The organism is Kitasatospora sp. NPDC101108 (genome assembly GCF_055584725.1).
This window is the reverse complement of record NZ_JBVJLM010000005.1, coordinates 509,811-536,618: the sequence shown is the minus strand read 5'-3', so window position 1 is coordinate 536,618 and position 26,808 is coordinate 509,811. Positions and strand designations below refer to the sequence as shown.

Below are 26,808 nucleotides of genomic sequence, written 5' to 3'. Positions count from 1 at the left end.
CGGCGTACCGCGCACACGACCGACCTGCCGGCCGGCCCGGGTCGGGGTCCGCTTCCGTCGGCGCCGCTGGTCGGGGGCGCGGTCGCCGCGGAAGGTACTGCTGGGGTGCGCGGTGACGGAAGCCGCGCCGGGGTCCGTCCGTGCGGGCCGGGGATGCGCCGGAAGTCGGCGCTGTACGCCTACGAGGCACACGTACTTCGTATACGAGTCTGCCCGCGCTCCCAGGGCTGGTCAAGGGTGTGGCGGGAGGGCCTGGCGTCAGGCCCGGGCGCCCAGCATCCGCAGCACCAACTCTCCGTAGCGGCGGCCGAGTTCCTCCGGCGTCCCGGAGGAGCGCTCGGTGTACCAGCGGGAGACGTCGATGCCAAGCGAGGTGACGGCGCGGGCCGCCGTGCGCACCTCGGCCACCTCGAACTCCCCGGCCGCCACACCGGCCTCGATCAGCGCGCTGACCTCGCGCTCGATGTCCAGGCGCAGCGCGGCGACGACCGCGTAGGCGTCCTCGGGCAGCGCGTGCAGCTCGTAGTTGACCACCCGGCCGACGGTGCGGGCCCGGGCGTGCCAGGCGGTGAACTGCTCGACCAGCCGCCGCATCCGCTCCGCCGGGCCGCCGTCCCCGGCCGCCGCCGCCCGCACCAGGGCCAGGGTGGCGGTGTGCCCGGCCTGGCTGATCTCGGCGAGCAGGGCGGCTTTGGACTGGTAGTGGATGTAGAGCGCGGCGGGGCTCATCCCGGCCGCGGTGGCGATGTCCCGGGTGGTGGTGGCGTGGAAGCCGCGCTCCGCGAACGACTCGACGGCCGCCTGGAGCAGCCGGTACGCCGCCTCGGGGCGGGTGTCGGCGCCGGGCAGGGTCGGCCAGAGGTCGGCGATCGGCGTGCTGGTCATGGCGCCATCCTCCCAGAGGATTCGTACGGGCTTTCCCGTCGGCCGTCCGTCGTGGTCCGGCGGACTGTTGACAGGCTGCCGCACCGACACCATGCTGAGCAAGCGCTTAGTCAGCGATTCGAACCACAACCCTCGCGGGAAAGGCAGGACCCTCCGTGGTGCACTCCTTCAAGGGCCGGGTGGCCGTCGTGACCGGTTCGAGCCGCGGCATCGGCCTCGGCATCGCGCGCGAACTGGTCGAGCGCGGCGCCAAGGTCTGCCTCACCGCGCGCAACCCCGAGCCGCTCGCCGAGGCCGTCCGCGACCTCGGCGGCCCGGAGAACGCGATCGCGGTCGCGGGCAAGGCCGACGACCCGGCCCACCAGGAGGAGGCCGTCGCCCGCACCCTGGAGGCCTTCGGCCGGCTCGACCACCTGGTCAACAACACCGGCATCAACCCGGTGTACGGGCCGGTGCTGGACACCGACGAGGCCGCCGCCGCCAAGATCCTGGCCGTCAACGTGCTCGGCCCGCTGGCCTGGACCCGCCGGGCGCACGCCGCCTGGATGGGCGAGCACGGCGGCTCGGTCGTCAACGTCGCCTCGATCGCCGGCATCCGCGCCTCGCTCGGGATCGGCATGTACGGCGTCAGCAAGGCCGCGCTGATCCGGCTCACCACCGAACTCGGCGCCGAGCTGGGCCCGCAGGGCATCCGGGTCAACGCCGTCGCCCCCGCGGTCGTGAAGACCAAGTTCGCCGAGGCGCTGTACGAGGGCCGCGAGGAGAAGGTCGCCAAGGCCTACCCGCTGGGCCGGCTCGGCGTCCCCGAGGACATCGCCGGCGCGGTCGCCTTCCTGCTCTCCCCGGAGGCCGGCTGGATCACCGGCCAGACCCTGGTGGTGGACGGCGGCGTCACCCTCGGCGGTGGGCTGTGACGGAGGCCGTGCCCGACTTCGAGGGCCAGGGCGTGGTGGTGACCGGCGCCGGCCGGGGCATCGGCGCCGCACTGGCCCGGGCCTTCGCCGCGGCCGGCGCCCGGGTCGTGGTCAACGACCTGGACGCCGAGGCCGCCCACGCCGTCGCGAAGGACTGCGGCGGCGCCGCCCTGCCCGGCGACGCCGCCTCCGCCGCCGGTCTGGCCACCCTGGTCGGCCGGGCCCGTGCGGAGCTCGGCGAGATCGACGTGTGGTGCGCCAACGCGGGCGTCGCCCCGGTCGGCGGCGCCGACGCGCCCGCCACGGCCTGGGCGAGCGCCTGGGAGGTCAACGTGATGGCCCACGTCCGGGCCGCCGAACTGCTGCTGCCCGGCTGGCTGGAGCGCGGCCACGGCCGCTTCCTGGCCACCGTCTCCGCCGCCGGACTGCTCACCATGCTGGGCTCGGCACCGTACGCCGTCAGCAAGCACGGCGCGCTCGCCTTCGCCGAGTGGCTCTCCGCCACCTACCGCCACCGGGGCGTCAAGGTGCACGCGCTCTGCCCGCAGGGCGTGCGCACCGACATGCTGGCCGCCACCGGCGCGGTCGGCGAGGCGCTGCTCGCGCCGACCGCGCTGGATCCGGAGGACGTCGCCGGGGCGGCGCTGGACGGGCTGCGCGAGGAGCGCTTCCTGATCCTGCCGCACCCCGAGACCGCCGAGTACTACCGCGTCCGGGCCACCGACCCGGACCGCTGGATCGCCGGGATGAACCGGCTCCAGCAGGAACTGGAGAGGAGCGAGGCACTGTGAGGGCCTGGCAGGTGGGTGAGCTCGGCGAGCCGGCCGCGGTGATGCGGCTGGCCGACGACGTGGCGCGGCCGGTGCCCGGCCCGGGGCAGCTGCTGGTCCGGGTCAGGGCCGCGGCGGTGAACTTCCCGGACGCGCTGATGGTGCGCGGGCAGTACCAGGTCCGTCCGCCGCTGCCGTTCACCCCCGGCGTGGAGCTGTGCGGCGAGGTCGCCGACGGCGCCCGGCGGGGCGAGCGGCTGATCGGCAACCCGGTGCTGCCGCACGGCGCCTTCGCCGAGTACGCGCTGCTGGACGCCGCGGCCGCGTTCCCGGCGCCCGGGGCACTGGACGACGCCGAGGCGGCGGCGCTGCACATCGGCTACCAGACCGCCTGGTTCGCCCTGCACCGCCGGGCCCGGCTGCGGGCCGGGGAGACCCTGCTGGTGCACGCGGCGGCCGGCGGGGTGGGCAGCGCGGCCGTCCAGCTCGGCCGGGCCGCCGGGGCCCGGGTGGTCGCCGTGGTCGGCGGCACGGCCAAGGCGGAGGCGGCCCGGGCACTCGGCGCCGACCTGGTGGTCGACCGGACGGCCGGGGACTTCGTCGCCGCCGTCAAGGAGTTCACCGGCGGGCGCGGCGCGGACGTGGTCTTCGACCCGGTCGGCGGCGACGCCTACACCGGCTCCACCAAGTGCGTGGCCTTCGAGGGCCGGATCGTGGTGGTGGGCTTCGCCGCCGGGCAGATCCCGGCACCGGCGCTCAACCACGCCCTGGTGAAGAACTACGCGATCCTCGGCCTGCACTGGGGCCTCTACAACACCCACGACCCGCGCGCCGTCCGGACCGCCCACGACGAGCTGAGCAAGCTCGCCGAGCAGGGCGTGGTCCGGCCCCTGGTCAGCGCCCGGGTGCCGCTCGTGGGGGCCGCCGAGGCCGTCCAGCTGGTCGCCGACGGGCGCAGCACCGGCCGGATCGCGGTGCTGGGGGACTGACGGCCGTTCGGCGATGACCTCCGGCGACGGGCGGGGCGGGGCGGCCCTGCTCGGCCGCCCCGCCCCGGCCGGCCCGCCCGCCCCGCCCGGCCCGGCCGGTTCAGGCCACGGCCTCACCCGGATGGCTCACGGGGCCTCCTTGCCGCGCACGGCCGCGCGCCGCTTCCATGGCCCCATGGGCCGACGAGATCTCGTTCTGCTGACCGACCACAGCTCGACCGAAGGCACCCGGGAGGCGATGGCGATCGCCGCCCGGCGGCTGACCGGCCGCGAGCCCGTCCTGCTGGACGCCTGGCACTTCATGACGGACGGCGCTCCCGACGCCGGCCCCGCCGGCCGGATCGAGGCGGTGGGCGACGGGACCGTCCGGCTGGAGGCCGAGGGGCGCGTGGTGACCACGGACGCGGTGGTCGTCTACGAGATCCCGCCGCACCGGCGCCCCGCCTTCGCCCACTGCCAGCGGCTGCTGCGCGCGTCCGGGGTCCGCTCGCTCGGCACCGACGTCGAGGCCTGGCGGGCGGCGACCGAGAAGGACCGTACGGTCGAGCGCTTCACCCGTGACGGCGTGCCGCACATGCCGACGATCACGCTCTCCCGGCCGACGCCGGAGGCCGCCGCCGAGGCCTTCGAACGGCTCGGCGGCGACGTCTGGGCCCGGCCGTGCGTCGGCATGGGCGGCGACGACGTCTTCCACGTCACCACCCACGCCCAACTGGCCGCCGCAGCACGGCACTACGCGGCGCTCGACGCCGACTGGCTGATCGCCCAGGACGCCCGGAACTTTACCGCCGACGGGCGGCGCCACCAGTACCGGGTGGTCGTCCTCGGCGGCCGGGCCGTCCGCGCGGTGGAGCACGTCCAGCCGGACCCGGACGCGCCCTGCAACGAGTGCCAGGGCGCCTCCTCGACCACCCTGGAGATCGACGAACTGCCGCCGGGGCTGGCCGAGTTGGCGATCCTCGCGACCAAGTCCCTGGGCCTCCCGCTGGCCGGCGTCGACCTCGCCGCCGAGAACGGCGGCGTGGTCTTCGAGGTCAACGTCCACCCGGCCTTCGGCCGCCCCCGGGGAGTGGACCAGATCGCCGTCCCCTACGTCGCGGCCCACCTGCGCCCCTGACGCGCCCGGCCGCAACCGGCGGGGATCGACCGCCGTCGCGCCACCGGCTACCGCTCGTACGTCATCTCCGGGAAGCGCGCCGAGGGGCCGTCCAGCAGGTGGTCGTCGTGGCCGCGCAGCCAGTGGTCGAAGAAGGACGCCACGTAGGAGCGGGTGGCGAGTTCGGCGCGGTCGGGGCGGATGGTGCCGACGTCCGCGGTCAGCCCGTCGGGGCCGATCGCGTCCTGGCGGGCGAGCTGGGGCAGCAGGGACTGCGCGTCGGTGTAGGAGCCGTGCCGGGAGCCGTCCAGGGTGACGTCGGCGTGCCAGCCGGTGCTGTGCCGCCAGAGGGCGTCCCAGCCGGGCTGCCGGCGATAGCTGCCGGAGTCCGGGCTCCCGGTGCCCATCAGCAGGAACGGGCGGTCCAGGCCGTCCCGGGCGACGCTCGGCAGGAAGACACCGGTCCGCCCGTCCGGGCCGGGGAAGTGCAGTTGGCCGTCCAGGTTGATCCCGGCCGCGATCCGCGGGTCGTCGTGCATGGTCTGCAGGGCGGTGAAGCCGCCCGCCGAGTGGCCGACCATGCCGATCCGGTCCAGGTCCAGCGAGGCGGCGAGGCCGGTCGGCAGGCCCTGGACGCGGCGCAGCCCGGCGAGTTCGTCCAGCACGAAGCGGGTGTCGTCGACCCGGGTGGCCAGGGACTTGCGCAGCACGGCGCCGATGTCCAGGCCGGGCTGCCCCAGCATGGCGGGGAACACCGAGGTGGCCAGGTCCCCGTCGGGGAAGGCGACTTCGGAGGCCTCGTAGGTGTGGTCGACGGTGACGACGACGTAGCCGCGGGAGGCGAGGTCCTCGACCAGGGCCGTGCCCCAGCTGCGCGGGTCGCCGAGCCCGGGCGAGTACAGCACCACCGGGCGCGGTCCGCCGGGTCGGGCCGGGGCGTCCTGCCGGGCGTGGGTGAGGATGCCCGACCAGTCCGTGCTGCCCGGCCGCACACCGTAGTTGAGCTTCCCCACGCCGGTGGCGGTGCCGAAGTGGTCCCCGGCGGCGGGCGCCATGTAGCGGGCCCGCTCCTGCCCGGTGGCCGGGCGGCCGGTCGGGTACCAGAAGCTGATCATCAGCTCGCGCTTGCGCCCGGGCTGCCAGGGGTCCTCCCGCCCGGTGTCGGTCAGGTGCAGCGAGGTGGTCCCGATCGGGTACGGCCCGGTCGGCTGCGGCAGCCACGCCGTGGCCTGCCGCCCGCCGCCGCCGTCCGCCGGCGCCGCCACCGCCCCGGGCGCACCCGCCACCCCGAGCGCCGCCGACGCCGCCAGCAGTACCGCCGCCACGGCCCGTCCCCGCCTGCCCATCTCGCCGCCTCCTGGTCGTGTTCCGTTGACGAAGGAGACGCTACGGGCGGGGCGCCCCGGATCCGTCATACCGGGGAGCCAAGTCCCCCTGAGTACTTCGGTATGACACCGTACGGGGCCCTCGGCTCCTCCCCGACGACGAACGGCTACCGCCGGCAGGACGTCTGCCCCGGACTGGTCCCGATCAGCGGTACCGCTTGAGCTCCCGGCGGGCCAGCGAGCGCTTGTGGACCTCGTCCGGCCCGTCGGCGAGGCGCAGGGTGCGGTTGCCCGCCCAGAGCTGGGCCAGCGGGGTGTCCTGGCTGACGCCCGCGGCGCCGTGGGCCTGGACGGCCTTGTCGAGGATCCACTCGACGGTGCGCGGGGTGGCGATCTTGATGGCCTGGATCTCGGTGTGGGCACCGCGGTTGCCGACGGTGTCCATCAGCCAGGCGGTCTTGAGGACGAGCAGCCGCAACTGCTCGATCCGCACCCGGGATTCGGCGATCCAGTCCTGCACCACGCCCTGCTCGGCCAGCGGACGGCCGAAGGCCACGCGCTCGTTCGCCCGGCGGCACATCAGCTCCAGGGCGCGTTCGGCGAGGCCGATGGCCCGCATGCAGTGGTGGATCCGGCCGGGCCCGAGCCGGGCCTGGGCGATGGCGAAGCCGGTGCCCTCCTCGCCGATCAGGTTCTCGGCCGGGACGCGCACGTCGTCGAACAGCACCTCGGCGTGGCCGCCGTGGTCGGCGTCGTCGTAGCCGAAGACGGTCATGCCGCGCTTGACGGTGACACCCGGGGTGTCGCGCGGGACGATCACCATGCTCTGCTGGCGGTGCGGGTCGGCGTTCGGGTCGGTCTTGCCCATCACGATGAACAGCTTGCAGTCCGGGTTCATCGCGCCGGTGATGTACCACTTGCGGCCGTTGATCACGTACTCGTCGCCGTCGCGCTCGATCCGGGTGGCGATGTTGGTGGCGTCCGAGGAGGCGACCTCGGGCTCGGTCATCGCGAACGCGGAGCGGATCTCGGCGTCGAGGAGGGGGCGCAGCCAGCGCTCCTTCTGCTCGGCGCTGCCGAACTGGGCGAGCAGCTCCATGTTGCCGGTGTCGGGCGCGGCGCAGTTGAGCGCGGGCGGGGCCAGCTGGATGCTGCGGCCGGTGATCTCGGCGAGCGGGGCGTACTGGAGGTTGGTGAGGCCGGCGCCGTGCTCGCCGGGAATGAAGAGGTTCCACAGGCCCTGCTTGCGGGCCTCCGCCTGGAGGTCGGCGACCACGGGCGGGACGGCCCAGGGCTCGCGGGCGGGGTCGGCCAGCTGGGCGGCCAGGACCGGCTCGGCGGGGTGGACGTGCTGGTCCATGAACGCGAGCAGCTGCTCGCGGAGTTCTTCGGTGCGGGCGTCGTAGGCGAAGTCCATCAGTTCTCCTTGAGGGTGCCGAGGCCGTGCCGGGCGAGGATCGGGGCCATCTCGCCGGCGCGCTCGAAACCGGCGCCCAGGGTGCGGCCCTGCTGGAAGCGGTAGTGGATGCCCTCGGCGACGGCGGCGAGCTTGAAGGAGGCGAAGGCCACGTACCAGTCGAGGTCGGCGGCCTGGCGGCCGGTCAGCTCGGCGTAGTACGAGACGATCTCGTCGGGCTTGGGAAAGCCGGGGGCGGTCATGGCGGAGGGGATGATGCCGCCGCCGACGCCGGCCAGCTCGGTGTACATGACGAGGAGGCCGATGTCGGTGAGCGGGTCGCCGAGGGTGGACATCTCCCAGTCGAGGACGGCGGTGATCGTGTCGGAGTCGTCGACCAGGACGTTGTCGAGGCGGTAGTCGCCGTGGACCAGGGCGGGCGCCGGAGAGGTGGGCAGGCGTTCGGCGAGGAGGGCGTGCAGCCGGTCGAGGTCGGGGAGGTCGCGGCTGCGGGAGGCGGCGAGCTGCTTGGACCAGCGGCTCAGCTGGCGTTCCAGGTAGCCGTCCGGGCGGCCGAAGTCGGCGAGGCCCACGGTGGCCGGGTCGATCCTGTGCAGGGCGGCGAGGGTCTCGACCAGGCGGCGGCCGAGGGCGGCGACCCGCTGTTCGCCGAGGGCGGCCAGCGTCTTCCGGGAGCGGTGCGCGACGCCCGAGACGTGTTCCATGAGGTACCAGGGGGCGCCGAGGACGTCGGTGTCGTGGTCGATCAGCAGCATGTCGGGGACGGGGACGTCGGTGTCACGGAGGGCTGACATCACCCGGTACTCGCGGCCCATGTCGTGCGCGGTCGCGAGGACGTGCCCCAGCGGCGGCCGGCGCAGGACCCAGCGGCGGGAATCGTCGCTGAGGACGTAGGTGAGGTTGGACCGGCCGCCCTCGATGAGCGAGGCCCGCAGAGACCCCTGGACGGTCCCGGGCAGCTCCCGGTCCAGGTGGGAACGCAGGCGCCCCAGATCCAGGCCGGGCGGATCGGCGGGAGTCTCGGACATCGGGCGGCTCCTCGGGACGACGGATTCCATGACTAAGCGCTTGCTTAGCATTGGCCCGAGGGGCACTCCCTGTCAATGCCGCGAGCCCCCGGACCGGCCGGTCCGGGGGCTCGCGGGGAAGAGGCGTGGGGCTAGACGTCGCCGAACTCGCCGGAGACGGCCGCGGCGATGAAGGACTTCCACGCCACGGCGGGGAAGACGAGCACCGGCCCCTCCGGGTCCTTCGAGTCGCGAACGGGCATCACGCCGGAAAGTCCGGGGGCCACCTCGACGCAGTTGCCACCGTTGCCACTGTGGCGACTCTTCACCCACCGGGCGCCGGCCAGGTTATGGGTCGTCATTGAAGTTCCTTCCGAACAGCGCGGATCTTGGCGAGCGAAGCCGCCGTGTCCAACGACTCCACCTTCAGGTGATCGTAGTCGTCTTCCCAGCCCGCAACGCTCTCCCTCCCCCGCTCCAGATGGCCGCGCGAATGGGATTCCGCGTAGCCCACCACGGACCTGTCGGGAAGCGTCAACAGGACCACGGGCAACAGGAACGGACGCTGCTCGCCCAGGCAGAACGGCGCCACCTGGATGGTGATGTTCGGCCGCTCGGCCAGCGCCAACAGGTGATCCAACTGCGCGCCCATGACCTCCGCGCCGCCCACCGTGCGGAGCAGGCAACTCTCGTCGAGCACAGCATGGATGACCGGCGGCGTGTCCTTCTCCAGGAGCCTCTGCCGTCCGGCCAGGAAGTCAACTCGCCCATCGGCCTGGGCCTGAGTGATGCTGCCACGGCGAACACTCCCCGCCTCCAGGGCGGCCGCATAGTCCAGCGTCTGCAACAGGCCGGGGATCACTCCCAACTCGAAGGTCCGCAGCTTCCGGCAACGCGCCTCCGCGTCCACGAACTCGGCAAAGCCCTCCAGCAGGCTGGCGTTCGAGATCCGGCGCCAGAGCTCCTTGAAGACACCACCCGTGTCGAACACCCGGTCTGCCGCCACCGCGAATTTAAGAGTGACGGGCTTCTTAGCCCGTTCGACGTATGAGACCAGGCCGTGGCTGTAGCCCATGCGCCGGCCGAGTTCCGACTGGGACCAGCGCCTGGAACGCCGCAACCTGCGAAGCTCCTCGCCGAAGCGAACGGCCGGAGATGATGACGAGTCAATTTCCAGAAGCTCCATGGCGTCTCCCCGACTGTCACTTGGCACAACCGTGAAGGTTGTGGCCTGGAGATCGTAACCTCCCGCACGCCACCATGGCTACACCCGGTGATTCGCCGGACGCATTGCGCAACCATGGAGACCACCATGCCCCCCACCCCTCCCTTCCAGGTCGTCGCCTACCTCACCAAGAGCAACTCCGCCTTCCCCGAGCGCGAGTTGCACATGTGCGAGTCCTACGCCGCCACCTTCAACTGGGACATCTCCCTCATCGTCGTCGACGACGAAGCCGACGCGAAGGGGCCCGAACACCGCCCCATGCTCCAGGCCGCCCTTCAGCGCCTCCTCGACCAGCGCGCCGGCGCGATCCTGGTCCCCACCAAGGCGACCATCTCCCCCATCGACGGCGAGTTCAACGAGTTCGCCGAACGCGTCGAGAAGGCCTCCGGCTTCATCCAGATCGCGACCCGGCGATGAGCGACCGCTACGCCGTCGTCCCCGCCGACCCCCCGCCCGGCGCCTCCTACCAGGTCTGGGTCGTCCGCGACCGCACCACCAACCTCCTCGTGAAGGCCCTGCCCCCGGCCGACGAACCGCTCCGCTTCTACTCCTACGCCCAGGCCCACGCCTGGACCCGCGCCAACTCCCCCACTCCTCCCACCCCCTACGATGCCTTCAGCGGCGGACGTTGCACCCCGAAGTCCCCTACCATCCCCCAATGGAACCCCTCAGATTCGCGCTCAGCCGCGCCCAGCGCCGCCGCACCGAAATACCCGCCGCGATCCTGACCGTCCTGCTCTGCGTCCTGCCCTGGATGGCCGACTGGCAGCTCGGCGCGTTCCTCTCCGCGATCTGGCTGCCGGCGCTCCTGTGCAGCGTGCCGCAGGACCTCTACGGCTCGACCGAGTTGACCCCGCACGGGATGCACCTCCGCACCCCCTGGCGCCGCCGCGTCCTGCCCTGGTCGGAGGTCACCGACGTCACGCTGCGCGAGAGCGACGGCAAGGGCGGGCCGCGCAGGCACGTTCTGGCCCACCGCGCCGCCGGCCGTCCGATCGTCCTGCCCGGCCTGCGCGCCTACCGACGCGAGGAGGTCGAATGGCAGGACGTCCAGACCCGCTTCCACGTGATCGTCGACTACCGCCGCCGGCACGGCCCGACGACCTGACCGCCGCCCCCGGCGCTCCGGCGTCAGGCCCCCTCTGCGGCGATCCGATGATCAGAAAGAGCCCGATCGGACGGTTCGCAACGCTTCCGGCTCGTGCGAGTGGCGTGACGGCGCCCGACCCGAAGCGACGGGTAGCCTACGAAGCATCAATCCTCCGCTGAGCCTGGGAAGCCTGCTCCCGTGCTGGTGCGCCATGCCCGATGAGCTGTCATGCCCCTGCCCAGAGGAACCGACTTCGAGAGGGAACGGAAATGACTGCGGAAAACGGCGAGGTGGCCCCCCGGCACGGGCGGCTGACGAACCCTCGCTCTCGCGCCGACATCCACTTCAAGGGCGGCTGGCCGTCCAACGGGCTGGAAGCCGGGAAGTTCTTCCCGGCGACGCAGGTGGGCCTCACGGACCCGGACGTGCCGACGGACGTCGTGAGCGGCCCCAAGCCGGTTCCGCCGGACGGGAAGATCGCCAGCGGCGGCAGCGAGCCGGCCGGTGCGGTGCTCGACGAGGTGCGGGACTGGCAGAAGGTCGACCTCCGGGCGGGCGTCGAGGTGCCCTTCCAGTGGGGCTTCTCGGCCAAGCACCGGACGCGTCGCTACAACTACTTCGTGACGAAGGAGGATTGGGACCCGACCGCCCCGCTGAGCCGCGCCCAGTTCGAGCGTGAGCCCTTCGCGACCTACAAGCCGTACGGCGACATGCCGTACGACAAGATGCCGGAGGCCCACAGCGACCCGCACCTCGACAAGCCGCACCCGGTCAAGCTGCCGAACCGCTCCGGCTACCACGTGATCCTCGGCGTGTGGGAGGTGGCCGACACCGGGCACGCCTTCTACCAGGTGATCGACGTGAACTTCACCCAGTAGTGCCGCAGGGGAGGCTGCCCGCCCGCGGGCGGGCAGCCTTCGCGCGCCCCGGGGGACTTTCTTCGCGAACCGTGCAACCTTTCCCGCCTCCCGAGTCATCGATCAGACGAGAGTTCTGTTTGATCGAACTGTAGGTCGAGAGAAGGGGAAGCCGTGCGGGCTGCTCGCGGTGCGGTCGTCCTGTTGGCCGTGGGGGTCGTCGCGTCCCTCACGCTCACCGTGGGGGACTCCTTCTCCCAGGGCAGACCCAACGCCGCCGCCCCCGGTCCCACCGCCCCGGAAGCGGACCCGGAACCCGCCGGCACGGCCGCCCCCGCCCCCACCCCGACGCCGACCTGGGACGGCAAGGTCCACGTCATCGGCGACGGCTCCACCTCCTACACCGGCCCGCAGCCCAAGCAGCCCAAGCCCGAGAGGCTCAAACCGGGCGAGCAGCCACCGCAGTTCGTCGTCTTCTCCTGGGACGGCGGTTTGGAGGGCGACGACCACCTCTTCTCCCGCTTCCGCAAGCTGGGCCAGGAGAACAACGCGCAGATGACGTACTTCCTGAGCGGCATCTACACCCTCCCCAAGTCCAAGCGCGGCCTCTACCACCCGCCCCAGCACGACCCGGGCGCCGCCTCGATCGACTACGCCACCGACGCCCACATCAAGGACACCCTGGAGCAGCTGCGCCTGGCCTGGCTGGACGGCAACGAGATCGGCACCCACTTCAACGGGCACTTCTGCGGGAAGAAGGGCGGTGACGACTGGAGCACCGACGAATGGAAGAGCGAACTGGACCAGGCCGTCTCCTTCGTCACCAGCTGGAAGACCAACACCGGTTACAAGGACCTCCCGCCGCTCCCCTTCGACTACACCAAGGAGCTGGTCGGCGGCCGCGCCCCCTGCCTGGAGGGGCAGAAGAACCTCCTCCCCGCCGAGAAGGCGGCGGGCTTCCGCTACGACGCCAGCTCGCCCGGCGAGTTCCAGGTCTGGCCGAGCAGGAAGGAGGGCATCTGGAACTTCCCGCTCCAGATGCTGCCCTTCCCCGCGAAGGGCTCCCAGGGCCTCTCGATGGACTTCAACTTCCTCGCCGGCCAGTCCGGCAACACCTCCAAGGGCGATCCGAGGAAGTACGCCGAGTGGGAGAAGGAGACCAAGGAGAGCTACCTCGCCGGCTTCGAGCGGGTCTACAACGGCAGCCGGGCCCCGCTGTTCATCGGGAACCACTTCGAGGACTGGAACGGCGGCATCTACATGCAGGCCGTCGAGGACGTGGTGAAGGACGTCTGCCACCGGGACGGCGTCCGCTGCGTCACCTTCCGCCAGGTCGCCGACTGGCTGGACGCCCAGGACCCGAAGGTGCTCGACAAGCTGCGCCAGCTCGACCCCGGCCAACCGGCCGACTGGTCCCGCCTCGTGAAGTGACGGCGGGACGGCCCTGCAGCGCGATCCCCCTCAACCGGTGCGCCGCCCCAGGGCCAGCACGCTGAGCCCGAACATCAGCACCCCCAGCGGGAGGTGGACCGCGGGGACGTGCGCGATGCCGAGCACCACCTGCACCGAGGCCGGCACCAGGAACCCGGAGGGTGGTCCGCACCCCGGAGAAGCTCCGCCCCTGGGCGCGGGAGGGCTGAGCCGGCGAAGGGCTCAGCCCCTCCCGGGCGCGTACGCCCGGGCCACGGCCCCGAAGGCCGCCTTCGGTGTGGTGCGCCCGTCCGGCCAGGAGCGGACCAGACCGCAGCCGAACTCGGCCGCCACCACCTCCGCCGTGAGGTCCGGCCGGGTGGTGGCGCCGTCGACGGTCGGGGTGCCGGTGTCGTAGGTGATGCCCTTGAGCTTCACCCCTCTGTTCTACCGGACCGCCTCCTTCATGTACGAGGTCCAGATCCGGCCGGGCAGTTCGGAGTCCGGGGTGTCCGGGGCGGCCCCGCCGAGGCCCTCCAGGGGAAGCAGCTTCATGTCCTTGAGGTCCGCCCGGAAGACGGTGACCGCCGTCGACAGCTGCCCGTTGTAGCCGACGGTCCAGCCGGCCGTACGGTCCGGGGTGGTGCCGGGCTTGGCGGCCAGGCCGGGGCCCGCCTCCGCCAGCGCCTGGGCGCTGCCGCCGCGCACCGCCCCCTTGAGTGCCGTGTCGACCTCCGCCGCCACCGACGGGGGCAGCGCCTGGACGGCGGTCGGCAGCCGCAGGTCGAGCTGCTTGCCGTTGCGGGTGATCCGGAGGACCGAGTACGGGTCGGTGTGGCGGCCGCCGGCCGCGAAGGCGGCGTAGGCGTCGGCGGCCCGGATCGCGCTCGGCCTGGAGTTGCCGACGCCGAAGGCGGGCACCAACTCGCCCATGCTGTCCGGCAGCAGGCCCAGGGCGGCCGCGGTCTGCTGGACCCGGTCCAGGCCGACGTCCATGGCGAGCTGCATCATCGGCCCGTTGACGGACTGCTCCACGGCGCTGCGCAGGCTCACCTGGCCCCAGTTCCGCTTGCCGTCGTTGGCGGTCTTCACGATCTTCCCGTCGCGTCCCCAGTACGGGCCCTCCGGGGTCATCACGTTCACGCCGTTGTCGCCGTCGTAGGTGGTGCCGGGCGTCACCGGGGTCCGGTTGTCGCCGCGCCGGCGCTGCACGCCCTCGCTGAGCCCGGCGGCGTACACCAGCGGGGTGAAGGCCGAACCCATCGGCACCGTCGAGGCGTTGGCGTTGTCGAAGCCCTGTTTCAGGTAGTCGGGGCCGCCGTACAGCGCGACGATCCGCCCGTCGAGGGCCACCGAGGCGGCGCCGACCTTCACCAGTCTGTCGGCCTCCCGGCTGCCCGGGTCGATCCCCTTGGTGGCCTCCTGCACGGCCGCGGCCAGCGCGTTGACCTTCGGCCTCTCGAAGGTGGTGAAGATCTGGTGGCCGCCCAGGTCGAACTGGGCGGGCGTGATGTCGCTGTGGCTCTCCACGTAGCTACGGGCCATGTCCACCAGGTACCCGACCTGCCCGCTCATCCCGGCGGCCTTCGGCTGCGGCCGGGGCTCCGGGAAGACCGTGTACGTGGCGCGTTCGGCGGCGGACAGCTTGCCGGCCTGGACCATCCGGTCGAGGATCCAGGACCACCGCTCCTCGGCCCGCTCGTGGTTGGCCTGGCTCAGCGCCGGGTCGTACTGCCCGGCGCCCTTCAACAGGGCGGCCAGGAAGGCGCCCTCGCTCGGGTTCAGCTGCGAGACGTCCTTGCCGTAGTACGCCGCGGCGGCCCGCTCGATGCCGTAACTGCCGCGCCCGAACCAGCTGGTGTTCAGGTAGCCAGCCAGGATGTCCCGCTTGCTCATCCGCTGGTCCAGCTTGATCGCGATGACCATCTCGCTGAGCTTGCGGGAGACGTCCTGGCGCTGGTTCAGGTAGATGTTCTTGACGTACTGCTGGGTGATGGTCGAGCCGCCCTGGGTGTCGCCGCCCGAGAGCATCTCGTAGACCGCGCGGCTGATGCCCTTGAGGGAGATCCCCGGGTCCGAGTAGAAGGTCTCGTTCTCGGCGGACAGCACGGCCCACTGCACCGGCTCCGGCACCTGGTCGAGCGGCACCTCCTGCCGGTTGGTGTCGCCGATCCGGGCCATCTCGGTGCCGTCCGCCCAGTAGTAGACGTTGTTCTGCTGGGTGGCGAAGGCGTTCAGGTCGTCCGGGACCTCGGTGGTCGCGTAGAACCAGGCCGCCAGCCCCGTCAGCGCCACCACCGGGATCCCCACCACCACGAGCAACTGCCGCCAGGACGGGAGCCAGCGGCGGACCCCGCGCCGCCCGCCGCGCGGGTAGTCGATCCACCGCGGCACCCGCCACCGGCGGCGCCCGGCCTTCCGCTCCTCGACTTCCCCGTCGTGGTGTTCCCTCACAGGCCGCTCTCCGCTTCGCTCGTCGGACGGACTCCTCCACTGATCAAGACGTCGACAGGTGGGTCGGTTGGACGGCCTCAACCGGTGTGATCATGCTCATAGCGGAATGCGGAACCCCCACGGGACCCCACGGAACCGCCTTCGGAACCCTCTTCGGAACCCTCTTCGGAACGCCTTCGGAACGCCTGCCGAACCCGTACGGACCCGATACGGCCGTACGGAACCCCTGGGGAACCCGCCCGCCGCGACCAACCGACACAATGGCGCCATGAGGTTGATCCACACGCTGCTCGGCGTGCTGCTGCTCCTGCTCGTCGTGGGCAGCATCCTGCGCACCCTGGTCGTCCCCCGCGGTCTCTACTCGGCCCTGGTGCACCGGCTCTGGGGGGTGCTGCGCACGGTGCTGCGGCTGTGGGCCACGCCGTTCGGCAGCTACCGGGCGCAGGACCGCGCGCTGACCTGGCTCGCCCCGCTGGTGCTGCTCGGCATGCTCGGGGTGTGGCTCAGCGGGATGCTGCTCGCCTACACCCTGCTGCTGCACGGCACCTCCGGGCTCGGCTGGTCGGTGTCCATCCGGGAGGCCGGGTCCAGCCTCTTCACCCTCGGCTACGCCAGCGGCGAGCGGCTCCAGCTGTCCGCGATCGACTTCATGGCCGCCGCCAGCGGCCCGCTGGTGATCGCCCTGCAGATCGCCTACCTGCCCACCCTGTACGCCGCCTACCAGCGGCGTGAGACCGAGGTGACCCTGCTCCAGTCCCGGGCGGGCGAGCCTGCCTGGGGGCCGGAGCTGCTCGCCCGGCAGTCCCTCGTCGACACCGAGACCGCGCTCCCCCAGCTCTACCGCGACTGGGAGCGCCTGGCCGCCGACATCGGCGAGAGCCACTCCAACTACCCGGTGCTGCTGTCCTTCCGCTCCCCGCAGCCCAACCGCAGCTGGGTGGTCGGCCTGATCGCGGTGATGGACGCCGCCGCGCTGCACCTCGCCCTCTGCCCGCGCTCGGCCCCGCCCGAGGCCAGGCTGGTGATCCGGGCCGGCTTCACCGCGATGCGCGACATCGGCCGCTCACTGCGCGTCGACTTCGACGCCGACCCGGACCCGGAGACCCCGATCCGCCTCACCTACGGCGAGTACCTGGGCGCCGTCGCCATGATCACCGCCGCCGGCTTCCCGCGCGAACGCCCGGTCGAGGACGCCTGGCGGCACTTCCACGGCTGGCGCGTCAACTACGAGGCGCTGGCCTACGAGCTGGCCCGCCGCAGTGACTCCGTACCCGCGCTGTGGACCGGTCCGCGTGACTTCCGCGCCCCGGTCATCCCGCCGGCCCGGCCCACCGACCGCCGGCCGGAGAACTCCCGGCCCTCGCCGCCGCCGTTCTGACCAGGCGTTTGACGCAAGGACGTCAGGAGGAGGCGACCAGGAACGCCGCGATCCCGACGAACAACGCGGCGGACACGCCGGTGACCAGGCTCTGGCTGCGGATGCCCAGCCGGCGGCCGGAGCGCGCGACCGCGTAGGCGAAGACGGCCTCCAGCCCCGAGGCGACGACGAACCAGGTGACGGTGAACAGGAGCAGCCCCGGCCAGCCGGCCAGGTGCCGGGCCCGCATCATCGTGGGCGTGCCGGTGGCCAGCCAGAACGTCCAGGTGAGCGGGTTGGCCAGGTTGGCGGTGACGCCCTTCCAGAACGCCCAGGACTCACTCACGGCGGGAACGGCCTCGCCGCGCCAGAGCCGTCGCGCGTCGCGGGCGGCGAGCGCGGCGAGCCAGAGGAAGCAGACCGCCCCGGCGATGCCGACCCAGAAGGACGCCTGGGCGACGGCCGTGATGATCCAGGCGAACGCCAGGGCGGGTATCAGCAGGATCAGGTCGGCGGTGGCGGAGCCGAGGATGACGCGCAGCGCGGGGGCGAACCCCCGGGTCGCGGCGGTCTGGAGGATGGTCACGAAGATCGGGCCGACGGACAGCGCGGCACCGGCGCCGAGCATCAGGCCGAGCCATAGAACCTGGATCACGACGGGTCCTCCTCCTTGTTCCCGGGCGGCTTGGGGGCGGCGAGGTGCGCGCTGGCGGTCGGTTCCTTGATGGTCTCCAGCGCGATGGAGGTCACCGTCCGGCTGACGCCGGGGATGGCCCGGACGCGGGCCAGCAGGCTGCGCAGCGACTGGGGCGAGGCGGTGCGGATCTTCAGGACGTAGCTGTCCTCGCCGTCGACGTCGTGGCACTCCAGGATCTGGGGCTCGTCCCGGACGAAGGTCTCGAAGGGCTCCTGCTCACCCTCGTCGGCGTACGTCCCCACGCGCATGTAGGCGACCAGGTCCTGCCGGAGCGCGCGGGGGTCGACGAGCGCGGTGTAGCCGCGGATGACTCCGTCGCGCTCCATCCGCCGGATCCGGGAGTACACCGAGGGCCCGGTCAGCCCGACGGTCTTGGCGATGGCGGCCTGGGTCGCCCGGCCGTCCTCCTGGAGGAGGGCGAGGATCTGGAGGTCGACCTCGTCGAGCTGCCGAAACGTGTCTTCGTTCAATGTCTCCCGCCCTGGCAAACGATGCGTAGGTGACATGCTAGATCACCGACCGATTCGTTTGCCAGGGATCGAGCAGGATTGGCCAGGGGAATGGCCGGGGGTTCACCCCCAGACGTAGTCGATGTCCGTCGGGACCAGCTCGAAGACCGGGGCGAACCGCTCGGCCGCCTCCCGGCCGACGGCGTAGGACTGCGCCAGGCGTCCCGGGTCGCCGAGGCCGGCTCCCCACAGGGTGTCGTGGATCAGCCGGGCGTGGTCCGCCAGGACGTCGGCGCTCTTGGCCAGCCAGGGGCCGCCGGTCGTGACCCCGTCGAGGCCCTCCTCGGTGAGCCGGCCCAGCTCGATCACGGCGGCCACCGTGTCACCGAAGGACTGCGGGTCCCGCGAGAGGTAGCGCAACAGCTCGGCGGAGTAGGCCTCCTCCAGCGGCAGCGGATCCGGCAGCAGCGCGGCGGCGGACAGCAGGCCGAGGCTGTCGGCGTAGGACTCCTCCAGAGCCATCTTCTCGAAGGGCGGTGAGTCGCCCATCCGGCCGGCGGGCTGGGAGGACTCGACGAGCCGCCAGAAGTGCCCCAGGTCGTGGCAGCGGAACCACATCAGCGACGCCTCCAGCAGGCGTTCCGCCGTGCTCTCCGGCCGGCGGTCGGCGAGGCGGCTGAACAGCGGGAGGGAGCAGGCCTCGAACCGGGCCTGGTGCACGTTGGTGAAGACAACGGTGAAGTCCTCCGCGCGGACCTCTCCGTCCGGGACCTCCAGCGGGAAGAAGTGGGCGAAGTTCTTGTGCCCGAAGGTGGTCTCGCCCCCGGCCAGCACCAGGCGGGCCGCGTTCATCGCGGGCAGCTCGGCGCAGTCCATCCGGACCTCTCCCTCCAGGGCGTCGGCCACGACGCGGCGGACGGTGTCCAGGTTCGCGTCCACGGTGTCCACGTAGGCCTGGCGGGCCGGGTCCGGCAGCGTGACCAACAGGCTGACCGGCACCCGGGTCGCCCGCCGGCCCCAGGTGCCGAGCGGCCCGCAGTACAGCCAGGGCTCGCTCGGGGACGGCCTGCGGATGGGCGAGGTCGGCCACCGGCCGGTCCGGGCGTACGCGCCCAGGGTCTGCGCGCCCTCGCGGGCACAGCTCGCCAGCTCCGGCCGGGCGTCCTCCTCCCGGTCCGCGACCCCGGCGAGCACCCGGGCGGCCTGCCCGGCCAGGTGCTGCTGCGCTTCGGTGCCCTCCTGGGAGAACGGGAAGGTCTCCAGGACGGCCATTCCGTCCAGCAGGGACTTCACGGTCAGCAGGCCCTCCCAGGTCCGTGGGAAGGACTTCCGCAGCAGTTCGAAATCCGGATCGATCTCCTTCACCGCGACCCGGGGTTCGGGCCGGTGCCAGAAGGGCCGGGAAACGACGTCGATCGGGGGCGTCAAGGACAGCAGGGACATGGGAATCCTCCGGTACGCGTGTTTTCTCATCACTGCAGGGCAAAGCCCAGCACCGGGCGCCGGGAATTGACGGAACGGCTCGTCATCGACGGCCGTGACCGTATTTCCCGGTGAATGCTCGCAATTCGACGATCAAAAGAGAATCGTCATCGAATCCGCGCAGCAGAAACGCCCGAGCCGTGACTGGACGGCTCAAGGCGTGGTTGATCAGCACGTCCGATCGGAGTGCCGTGAAGCGCAGGCCTGGTTCAGGCGGTCAACTGATGTCGACGCCCTCGACCGCGCAAAAAAATCGACGGAAAGTCGCTATCCCGTCGACTGGAACACAGTGACATCAACGCCACCCATTACGCATGCTTTTCCGAGTGGAACAACCCGATTTGACCTTGCGGTGGATCAGCGTCTGATCTTCATGGGGAACACAGTAATCCACGAACGATCAGGTACGCAACAAGTTCCGGTGAGAACCGGACGCGACGCCACTCGATCACGCATTTCCGCTGGTTGGACGGCTGTTGGACGACTTTTGGACAACTCCTACCGGCGGATCCTCGGTACGGGGTGTCAGACCGACACCGGACCGCCGTCGGCCAGCGAGCGCTCGGCCGCCGCCAGGATCTCCACCACCCGCAGACCGAAGTCCGCCGCGCAGGGGTGCGGTTCGCCCGAGGCGGCCGAGGCCAGCAGGGCGTCCACCGCGCGGTGCAGGGCGACGGTCGGGGCCTCGCCCCGCTCCGGCAGCTGCGCCACCCCGTGCTCGCCGCGCAGCTCCATCGCCACGCCGCCGCCCGCCCGCGGCGCGGTCAGGCTGAGCGCCATCGTGCTGGACGCGCCGCCGACGTGCCGGACCACCAGGTGCACGGTGTCCAGCGGCCCGGCCACCGCGGTGACCTGCGTCGCGTCGCCGAGCACGGGCAGCAGCACGGACAGCGCGTGCGGGCCGACGTCCCACAGCGCGCCCTTCTCGCGGCGCCACGGCGAGGCCGCGTACGGGCTGGTGCTGTCCGGCGCGAACACCGAGCCCAGCCAGTCCGAGCGGCCGGTGAACCAGCCGCCGAGCTCCGCCTGCCGCTCGATCCACGGGATCTGGTCGCCGCCGAAGCGGACGGTGAAGAACACCACCGAGGCCACCGCGTGCGCGCGCACCGCCTCGGCCACCGCCCGGGCGTCCGGCACGGTGAACGCGACCGGCTTGTCCAGCAGCAGGTGGCAGCCCGCCTCGGCGGCCCGTACCGCGAGCCCCGCCTGGACGGACGGCGGCAGCGCGACGGAGACCGCGTCCACCTCGGCCAGCAGCCGGTCGAGGTCGCCGTAGCCGGGCACACCGTGCGCCGCGCCCAGGGCCTCGGCCGCCTCCGGGCGGCGGCCCCAGACGCCGGTGAACTCCAGCCCGGGGTGCTCCGCCAGCACGGGCGCGTGCACCCGCTCGGCCCAGGTGCCGGTGCCCAGCAGTCCGATCCGCACGATGTCTCCGCTCCTTCTGTCGCCCTGCGCGCTTCTGTGGCTCAGCCGGTGCGCGCTCCTGCGGCTCAGCCGTGCCCGCTTCTGCGGGTCAGCCCTGCACGCGGACCAGGGTGAACCCGTCGTAGCCCTTGCTGCCCACCGTCTGGACGGACGTCCCGGTGACCCTCGGCTCGGCGGCGATCAGCTCGTGCAGGGTGCGGGTGCCGACGACCGCCGGGTCGGTGCTGGCGGCATCGGCGATCGCGCCGCCGCGCACCACGTTGTCGATGATGATCAGCGAGCCCGGCGCGGTCAGCTGGAGGGCCCGGCGGAAGTACTCGGGGTTGCTCGGCTTGTCCGCGTCGATGAACACCAGGTCGAAGGGCTGCTCGCCCTGCTCGACCAGCGCCGCCAGCGAGTCGGCGGCCCGGCCGACCCGCACCTCGGCGACCTCCCCCAGCCCGGCGCGGGCCAGGTTGCCGCGCGCCACCTCGGCGTGCCGGGGGTCGAGCTCCAGCGAGATCAGCGTGCCGTCGGCGGGCAGCGCCCGGGCCAGCCAGATCGTGCTGTAGCCGCCGAGCGTGCCGACCTCCAGGATCCGGCGCGCCCCCTGGGTCAGCGCCAGCAGGTGCAGCAGCTTGCCCTGGTTGGGCGCCACCGCGATCGGCGGGAGCCCGGCCGCGTCGGCGGCGGCCGTGGCCGCCTCCAGCGCCGGGTCGTGCCCGACCAGCTGCTCGGAGATGTACGCGTCCACGGCGTCCCACGTCGTCTGCGGCGTCGGCTGCGTCATCGGGCCCTCCAGTGGTGCAAGATCGGCAGGTTCCAGCCGATGCTACTCCGGGGGCCCGACGACGCCGGGACAGCTATCCGTGACGTTCCGTCACTCGGCGACGGGAGCCTTGAGCGCCTCGGCGGCCTTCGCCGCCTCCTCCGCCTCGATCTTCGCGTGGGTCTTCGCCGCCCGGCGCTTCATCAGCCAGGCCGAGGTGACGCCCACCACGACGGCGGCCGCCAGGCCCGCCCAGGAGAACCGGGACAGCCACGGCTCGATGGCCTTGCCCACCTTGAAGACCAGCAGCGTCGTACCACCGGCCCAGATCACGCCGCCCAGCACGTTGGCGATCAGGAACTTCCAGTACGGCATCTTCAGCGCGCCCGCCAGCGGACCGGCGAAGATGCGCAGCAGCGCGATGAAGCGGCCGAAGAAGACCGCCCACATGCCCCACTTCTGGAACGAGCGCTCGGCGGTGGCCAGGTGCGAGGGCCCGAAGTGCTTGGGGAACTTCCGTCCCAGCTTCTCGAAGAGCGGCTTGCCCCCCTTGCGACCGATCGAGTACCCGATCGAGTCGCCGATAATCGCGCCCGCGATCGCACAGGCCGCGATCCCCCACGGGCTCACCACGCCCTTGACGGCCATCAGGGACGCCGTGACCAGGGCGATCTCACCGGGCAGCGGGATGCCCAGCGACTCGATCCCGATGATCAGGCCGATCAGCGCGTACACCGCAGTCGGTGGGACGCTCTCGATCCAGGCGTCGATGTGCAAGGCCAGCACCTCCGTGGCAGGTCGGGACGCCCCGGCTCCCCGTGGAGCCGGACACCCGTCCCGGTGGTTGTCCGATGGCGGCACCAGGCCGCTCCCCCAAGGCGCAGCCTAACGTGCCGGGTGGCCCGTCCCCCTGGCCGATCACTGCTGGTTACGACGTGCGCCCCGCCGTCAATAGTTCCAGCCCGGTCGGCATTCCTTCAAGATTGGGCAAAACGCGTTGCGGCGACCGCCGGACGGTGCATGATCCACCACCCGGCCGCCCGGTTCAGGGGCTGGGGGCGATGAGGCGCAGGGCCAGCGCCGGACACCGGTTGACCGCGCGCTTGGCGGACAGTAGCGACCAGACCGGCACGGCGCCCTCGCCGACCACGGGGAAGCCGTGCCGGTCGAGGGTGATCAGCTCCGGGGCGACGTCCGCGCAGAGGCCGTGCCCGTCGCACAGCGCCCAGTCCACCTTCAGATTCACCCGTCCGACCCGGGCGGCGTCCCGGTCCGGGGCCCAGGGTGCGGTCGGCAGCACCGCGCGCACCCGCCGCCCGCACCCGGCGCGCTCGGTGTGCGCCCGGACGTCATCCGCGAAGGCGCTGAGGGCGGACCGGACGAATCCGGCGGAGCCGTCGGGGTGGGAGCAGGCGCCCTGACCCACCACCGCGGCGGCGAGCCGGCGGACCTCCTCCACCGCCCGGGTGCCGCCGCCGACGACCATCGCGCCGAAGGCCCGCGCCAGCTCCGGCAGCCCCCGTCGGCAGGGGCCGCACTGGCCCGCGGACTCCGCGGCCAGCCACTGGACGATCCGATGCGCCTCGCCCAGCGGACAGGTGTCCTCGGGCAGCGGGATGACGATCCCGGCGCCGAACGTTCCGCCGGACTCCCGCATCCCGGCCCGCGAGCAGGGAGCGGACGCCGCCGACGCCGCATCCAGGAACATCCCGTGGTAGCCGCCGACCAGCACGCCCTGCCCCGGCCCGGTCCCGCAGGCGTCCAGCACCGCGCCGAGCGGGGTCCCGGCGGGGGCCTCCACCACCACGGGCCGTCGGGCGCCCGGACGGTTGACCGTGAGCAGCACCGTTCCTGGCTCGTCCGCCGAGCCGACGGCACAGTACGCCTCCGCCCCGAGCCGGGCGGCGACGGCCAGTTGGGCGTACGTCTCGGCGTTGGACAGCAGCGTCGGCAGCCCGTCGACGCCCCCGGGCCCGCCCTCGGAGGAGCGGACCTTTCGGCTCGGCGGCAGGGCGACCAGCCCGTTGATCCCGCGGACCAGTGCACCGGACTCGCCGGAGACGAAGCGGGCCGGCTGCTGCACGACCCGGATCGGCAGCCGGGAGCGGCGTTCCGCGACCGCCGAGGGCATCGAGGCGACACCCGGGCTGCCCTCGTCCACGCCGACGGCGACGCTCTCGGCACGCAGTGCCTCGCCGACCAGCAGCGCGCCGTCCAGCACGAGGTGCGGGGCCCGGGCGAGCAGCATCCGGTCCTTGGCGCTGCCGGGCTCGCCCTCGGTGGCGTTGACGACGACGGCCGCGGGCAGGCGCCGGCGCCGGGCGGAGTCGATCACCGCCTGGAGCTTGCGGGCGAAGGGGAAGGCAGCGCCGCCCTTGCCGCTCAGCCCGATCCGCCGGGCGAGCTCGACCAGCTCCGGCGCGCCGTACCGGGGCAGCGGGCCGTGGACGGCGAGATGGGCCTCGTAGCCCATCCGGATGTACTGGTCGAGCCCGGCGGTGAGCCGGGGCGGACCCATCCGGATCACCTCGGGGCCTTCCGTGGCGGCGGCCGTCATCGGTCCTGCCAGGAGTCGGCGCCGTACTCGAAGGGATGGGTCTGCACGGGTTGGTACCAGTAGCCGGGGCTGGACCAGACCGCTTCCGCGGGCGGGAACGACGGGGCGGTGCCGGGGCGCTGCGGGTACCCGGGGTGGTCCGCCGGGTAGCCGGAGTACTCGGTGGATGTCTGGGGCGGGTACGGCCGGGCATACGGCCGCGGCTGCGGCCCCAGGTACTCAGCCTGCTGCGGGTACCACGTCGGCTCGACGGGGTACTGCCGACCCCCGGCGTCGAACATCGCGACGCGTTCACCGGCGTACCAGACATTCGCGGTGAACTGCGTCTGCTGCGGCGGAAGTTGCTGCTGGAACGCCGCCTGCTCGGCCAGGTACTGCTGACGACCGACGTCGAGGAGGGCGTTCAGCTCGCCGGTGTCCCATGCCATGGCGGCCGGGTCCGTGAGCGGCGGGGCGAAAGCGGTGGCCGCCGGCGCGGATTCCGGCGTCGCCGCCGGCCGGGCGTCCGGTACCTCCACGTCCAGGGCCAGCAGGGCGGAGGACTCGCCGAAGACGGGCAGTTGGTCGCCGATCGGCGGGCGGTCCGCCTCCTCCCCCGTACCGATCAGGTCCACGGCCATCAGGCGGCGGTTGACGCCGATGCCGGTGGTGTTGCGTCCCGCTCCGTGCAGGAACTTGATGAGCAGCACCAGCGCCACCGCGGCCATGTTGACGCCGTACGACCACACCACCCAGGCCCTGGCCGGCCGCCCGGCCTCCAGCCCGTGCGCGAGGGCGAGCGGCCACGAGGCGTAGGCGACCCAGTGCAGCGGTCGCCACAGCCGGGTGAGACGGGGGTCGTCGGCGAAGCGGCCGCGCAGGGCGCCGGTCACCGCGGCCAGGACCAGGAGCTCCCCGGCCACGGTGCCTACGCCGACCACGAAGCTGGTGCCGGAGGCGAACGGCACCACCGCCGCCGCCGGCGCCGCGTGGCCCTCGGCGACCTTGTCGGCGATGTGGATCACCAGCGTCACCACCGCGGCCACCGAGACGGCGCGGTGCAGCGCCTGCACGGCGACCCGGTGACGCGGCGTCAGCAGCCTCCGCTCGGCCGCCAGGAGTCCGAGCGTGACGCTGCCACTGAGCGCCATCAGCGTCAGCACGCCGAAGAAGAAGTCGACGAACCGGTGCACCGCCTCCGTGCCGCTGCGGTTGTGCGCGGTCGCGGGGAGCTGGAGCGCCTGCAGCACCGTGGCGGCCACGGCGAGCACCACCACGACGGCGGCGGCCAGGATCGGCCCCGGGGGCTTCGGCAGCCCCGGTGCGGTGCCGGCGGCGGCCGCGCGAAGTCTCACCGCGGTGTACCGCGGGGACCTGCGGCGTGACCTGGTCGAATTCCTCAAGCTCTGTCCTTGTCCGAGAGAGGTGGTGGCACGGCACTCGGCATGGGGCCGGTGCGCGTGGGAGTGGGCGGGTGGCGCTCTACCAGTGGCCGCCGTAGACCGGCGTGGGAGTGCCGCCCGTCGCGGTCGGCATGCCGGTGGGCGGGCGGGTCACGCCCGGAGTCGGCATGCCGGTGGACGGATCGGTCCGGCCGGCCGTCGGTGCGGCGGTCGGCAGGTCACCCGGCCCGGTGGTCGGCCGGGCGGTGGGCGGACCGGGCGGCCTGCTGGGCTTTCCGCCCAACTTCGTCGTCGGCATTCCGACCGGTGTGGTGGCGGGCGTTCCGGTCGGCGTGACGGCGGGCATCCCGGTCGGCGTTCCCGCGGGTGCGGAGGCCGGCATCCCGGACGGTGCGCCGCTCGGCGCTGCGGGCGGCATGTCGTTGGTCCCGGCATCCGACGGCGTCGGTGCGGCGGACGGCACGGCGGAAGAAGCGGCCGTCGGGACGGTGGGAGTGCACGCCACGGCCAGCAGCGAGGTCCCGGCGGCGAGGAGGAGGTACGAGATCCGTCGGCGGCCGCGCGCTCGGCCGCCCCCGCCGCGGAGGCGGGGAGAAGTGGTCCGGGACGAGAGTTCCATGCTGCGGTCCCTTCGGGACGAGAGATTCCGATGAGTGCTGTGAGTGCTGTGAGTGCGGTACGAGCAGGAACCAGCGCCGGGGCCGGAACCAACCGAATCCGACCGGCGAGGCGGGGCCGGTCCGGCCTCGGCGGTCATCCGGCGGCGGCCAACGGATAGGAGTTCTCATCGCCCATCTGCGCCTGTCCGGTTGCCTGCTGCACCGGCGGCCGGCCGGACGCGACGGCCGCGGGGCGGCCCGACGGGCCGCTCTCCAGCGACGCGGGTGCGGTCTGCTTGCCCGGTGCGGCCTGGGCCGGACGAGGGGATTCGACAGCCGCGCCGGCCAGCGGCACCACCGCGGTCGTCGGTGTCCCGCCGCCGAGGGTGCCGACGGTGCCGTGGGCCGGAGCGACCGGGCGGGTGCGGAAGGACAGCTGGTGGCTCACCGCTTCGTCGAGCGTCACCGGCCGCTTCAGCTCGTTGGCCAACTCGGATGCCACAAGGCCGAGTTCGGCGACGCGCTGCCAGTCGAGACGGACCAGGAGCCGCAGCTCAGCGCCTCCTTCGGGGGCGGCGGTGACCGCCGGGATGGCCGTGTCGTTCACAGGTGCTCCTTACGGTACGGACCGAGTGGGAACGCGCGCCGGCAACTGGCCGTGGCCAACGGCTGC

The 26,808-nt window shown here is 72.7% G+C and carries 27 protein-coding genes; 9 read left to right on the top strand and 18 right to left on the bottom strand.

All coding sequences use genetic code 11. The annotated features are described in order from the left end of the window. Positions 1–258 precede the first annotated feature (258 nt). Complete coding sequence (locus ACZ6Z8_RS15275; protein ID WP_465609834.1) at positions 259–885, bottom strand: TetR/AcrR family transcriptional regulator; 627 nt, start codon at positions 883–885, stop codon at positions 259–261. Positions 886–1,040: 155 nt separating this feature from the next. Between ACZ6Z8_RS15275 and ACZ6Z8_RS15270 the strand changes: the two genes are divergently transcribed. The 4 genes from ACZ6Z8_RS15270 to ACZ6Z8_RS15255 all read left to right on the top strand — a co-directional run bounded on the left by ACZ6Z8_RS15270 (position 1,041) and on the right by ACZ6Z8_RS15255 (position 4,675). Beyond that, positions 1,041–1,799, top strand: a complete 759-nt coding sequence (locus ACZ6Z8_RS15270) for an SDR family oxidoreductase (protein WP_465609832.1) — start codon at positions 1,041–1,043, stop codon at positions 1,797–1,799. Continuing rightward, complete coding sequence (locus ACZ6Z8_RS15265) at positions 1,796–2,590, top strand: SDR family NAD(P)-dependent oxidoreductase (RefSeq protein WP_465609830.1); 795 nt, start codon at positions 1,796–1,798, stop codon at positions 2,588–2,590. Before ACZ6Z8_RS15270 ends, ACZ6Z8_RS15265 begins: the two co-directional genes overlap by 4 nt. Next, positions 2,587–3,558 carry an NADPH:quinone oxidoreductase family protein gene (locus ACZ6Z8_RS15260; RefSeq protein ID WP_465609828.1) on the top strand — a complete coding sequence of 324 codons (972 nt, stop codon included), beginning with the start codon at positions 2,587–2,589 and terminating at the stop codon, positions 3,556–3,558. The genes ACZ6Z8_RS15265 and ACZ6Z8_RS15260 overlap by 4 nt, the downstream gene beginning before the upstream one ends. Positions 3,559–3,733: 175 nt before the next feature. After that, a complete protein-coding gene (locus ACZ6Z8_RS15255; RefSeq protein ID WP_465609826.1) occupies positions 3,734–4,675 on the top strand; it encodes an ATP-grasp domain-containing protein in 942 nt (313 codons plus the stop codon). A gap of 47 nt (positions 4,676–4,722) precedes the next feature. On the opposite strand, the gene ACZ6Z8_RS15250 is transcribed toward ACZ6Z8_RS15255, so the two are convergent. The 5 genes from ACZ6Z8_RS15250 to ACZ6Z8_RS15230 all read right to left on the bottom strand — a co-directional run bounded on the left by ACZ6Z8_RS15250 (position 4,723) and on the right by ACZ6Z8_RS15230 (position 9,589). Further along, positions 4,723–6,000, bottom strand: a complete 1,278-nt coding sequence (locus tag ACZ6Z8_RS15250; protein ID WP_465609824.1) for an alpha/beta hydrolase family protein — start codon at positions 5,998–6,000, stop codon at positions 4,723–4,725. 184 nt (positions 6,001–6,184) lie between these two features. Further along, positions 6,185–7,396 carry an acyl-CoA dehydrogenase family protein gene (locus ACZ6Z8_RS15245; protein ID WP_465609822.1) on the bottom strand — a complete coding sequence of 404 codons (1,212 nt, stop codon included), beginning with the start codon at positions 7,394–7,396 and terminating at the stop codon, positions 6,185–6,187. After that, positions 7,396–8,424 (bottom strand): phosphotransferase family protein, encoded by a 1,029-nt coding sequence (locus ACZ6Z8_RS15240; RefSeq protein WP_465609820.1) that lies wholly within the window; start codon positions 8,422–8,424, stop codon positions 7,396–7,398. The genes ACZ6Z8_RS15245 and ACZ6Z8_RS15240 overlap by 1 nt, the downstream gene beginning before the upstream one ends. Before the next feature lie 131 nt (positions 8,425–8,555). After that, a complete protein-coding gene (locus tag ACZ6Z8_RS15235; RefSeq protein ID WP_465609818.1) occupies positions 8,556–8,765 on the bottom strand; it encodes a DUF397 domain-containing protein in 210 nt (69 codons plus the stop codon). After that, positions 8,762–9,589, bottom strand: a complete 828-nt coding sequence (locus ACZ6Z8_RS15230; protein ID WP_465609816.1) for a helix-turn-helix domain-containing protein — start codon at positions 9,587–9,589, stop codon at positions 8,762–8,764. Before ACZ6Z8_RS15230 ends, ACZ6Z8_RS15235 begins: the two co-directional genes overlap by 4 nt. Positions 9,590–9,715: 126 nt before the next feature. On the opposite strand from ACZ6Z8_RS15230, the gene ACZ6Z8_RS15225 reads away from it, so the two are divergent. The 4 genes from ACZ6Z8_RS15225 to ACZ6Z8_RS15210 all read left to right on the top strand — a co-directional run bounded on the left by ACZ6Z8_RS15225 (position 9,716) and on the right by ACZ6Z8_RS15210 (position 13,006). Then, positions 9,716–10,045, top strand: coding sequence for a recombinase family protein (locus ACZ6Z8_RS15225; RefSeq protein ID WP_465609814.1), 330 nt, complete (start codon positions 9,716–9,718; stop codon positions 10,043–10,045). A gap of 241 nt (positions 10,046–10,286) precedes the next feature. Further along, positions 10,287–10,736 (top strand): hypothetical protein, encoded by a 450-nt coding sequence (locus ACZ6Z8_RS15220; protein WP_465609812.1) that lies wholly within the window; start codon positions 10,287–10,289, stop codon positions 10,734–10,736. 251 nt (positions 10,737–10,987) lie between these two features. Continuing rightward, a complete protein-coding gene (locus tag ACZ6Z8_RS15215; RefSeq protein ID WP_465609810.1) occupies positions 10,988–11,596 on the top strand; it encodes a lytic polysaccharide monooxygenase auxiliary activity family 9 protein in 609 nt (202 codons plus the stop codon). Positions 11,597–11,749: 153 nt separating this feature from the next. Next, on the top strand, positions 11,750–13,006 hold the full coding sequence (locus tag ACZ6Z8_RS15210; RefSeq protein ID WP_465609808.1) for a polysaccharide deacetylase family protein: 1,257 nt from the start codon (positions 11,750–11,752) through the stop codon (positions 13,004–13,006). A 222-nt stretch (positions 13,007–13,228) separates the two neighbouring features. Here the strand turns inward: ACZ6Z8_RS15210 and ACZ6Z8_RS15205 are convergent, their stop codons facing one another. Continuing rightward, positions 13,229–13,423, bottom strand: coding sequence for a hypothetical protein (locus tag ACZ6Z8_RS15205; RefSeq protein ID WP_465609806.1), 195 nt, complete (start codon positions 13,421–13,423; stop codon positions 13,229–13,231). 9 nt (positions 13,424–13,432) lie between these two features. Further along, the gene (locus ACZ6Z8_RS15200; RefSeq protein ID WP_465609804.1) at positions 13,433–15,439 is read right to left on the bottom strand and encodes a transglycosylase domain-containing protein; all 2,007 of its coding nucleotides are present in this window, start codon (positions 15,437–15,439) and stop codon (positions 13,433–13,435) included. A 268-nt stretch (positions 15,440–15,707) separates the two neighbouring features. Here ACZ6Z8_RS15200 and ACZ6Z8_RS15195 point away from each other — a divergent pair, with 268 nt between their 5' ends. Next, positions 15,708–16,817, top strand: coding sequence for a hypothetical protein (locus ACZ6Z8_RS15195; RefSeq protein WP_465609802.1), 1,110 nt, complete (start codon positions 15,708–15,710; stop codon positions 16,815–16,817). Between the two features lie 22 nt (positions 16,818–16,839). Here the strand turns inward: ACZ6Z8_RS15195 and ACZ6Z8_RS15190 are convergent, their stop codons facing one another. The 10 genes from ACZ6Z8_RS15190 to ACZ6Z8_RS15145 all read right to left on the bottom strand — a co-directional run bounded on the left by ACZ6Z8_RS15190 (position 16,840) and on the right by ACZ6Z8_RS15145 (position 26,742). After that, a complete protein-coding gene (locus tag ACZ6Z8_RS15190) occupies positions 16,840–17,451 on the bottom strand; it encodes a LysE family translocator (RefSeq protein ID WP_465609800.1) in 612 nt (203 codons plus the stop codon). Further along, entirely contained in the window at positions 17,448–17,963 is a 516-nt protein-coding gene (locus ACZ6Z8_RS15185; protein ID WP_402817822.1) for an Lrp/AsnC family transcriptional regulator, read from the bottom strand. The genes ACZ6Z8_RS15190 and ACZ6Z8_RS15185 overlap by 4 nt, the downstream gene beginning before the upstream one ends. 102 nt (positions 17,964–18,065) lie before the next feature. Continuing rightward, positions 18,066–19,385: a hypothetical protein gene (locus ACZ6Z8_RS15180; protein ID WP_465609797.1), complete on the bottom strand. Its 1,320-nt coding sequence runs from the start codon at positions 19,383–19,385 to the stop codon at positions 18,066–18,068. Positions 19,386–19,949: 564 nt separating this feature from the next. Continuing rightward, positions 19,950–20,849, bottom strand: coding sequence for a Gfo/Idh/MocA family protein (locus ACZ6Z8_RS15175; RefSeq protein WP_465609795.1), 900 nt, complete (start codon positions 20,847–20,849; stop codon positions 19,950–19,952). A gap of 88 nt (positions 20,850–20,937) precedes the next feature. After that, positions 20,938–21,618, bottom strand: coding sequence for an O-methyltransferase (locus tag ACZ6Z8_RS15170; protein WP_465609793.1), 681 nt, complete (start codon positions 21,616–21,618; stop codon positions 20,938–20,940). 90 nt (positions 21,619–21,708) lie between these two features. Further along, positions 21,709–22,374, bottom strand: a complete 666-nt coding sequence (locus tag ACZ6Z8_RS15165; protein WP_465609791.1) for a DedA family protein — start codon at positions 22,372–22,374, stop codon at positions 21,709–21,711. A 268-nt stretch (positions 22,375–22,642) separates the two neighbouring features. After that, positions 22,643–24,154 (bottom strand): NADH-ubiquinone oxidoreductase-F iron-sulfur binding region domain-containing protein, encoded by a 1,512-nt coding sequence (locus ACZ6Z8_RS15160; RefSeq protein WP_465609789.1) that lies wholly within the window; start codon positions 24,152–24,154, stop codon positions 22,643–22,645. Beyond that, positions 24,151–25,488: a hypothetical protein gene (locus ACZ6Z8_RS15155; RefSeq protein ID WP_465609787.1), complete on the bottom strand. Its 1,338-nt coding sequence runs from the start codon at positions 25,486–25,488 to the stop codon at positions 24,151–24,153. Before ACZ6Z8_RS15155 ends, ACZ6Z8_RS15160 begins: the two co-directional genes overlap by 4 nt. A gap of 127 nt (positions 25,489–25,615) precedes the next feature. Continuing rightward, the gene (locus ACZ6Z8_RS15150; RefSeq protein WP_465609785.1) at positions 25,616–26,155 is read right to left on the bottom strand and encodes a hypothetical protein; all 540 of its coding nucleotides are present in this window, start codon (positions 26,153–26,155) and stop codon (positions 25,616–25,618) included. Positions 26,156–26,289: 134 nt separating this feature from the next. Continuing rightward, a complete protein-coding gene (locus ACZ6Z8_RS15145) occupies positions 26,290–26,742 on the bottom strand; it encodes a hypothetical protein (RefSeq protein ID WP_465609783.1) in 453 nt (150 codons plus the stop codon). Positions 26,743–26,808: the final 66 nt, after the last annotated feature.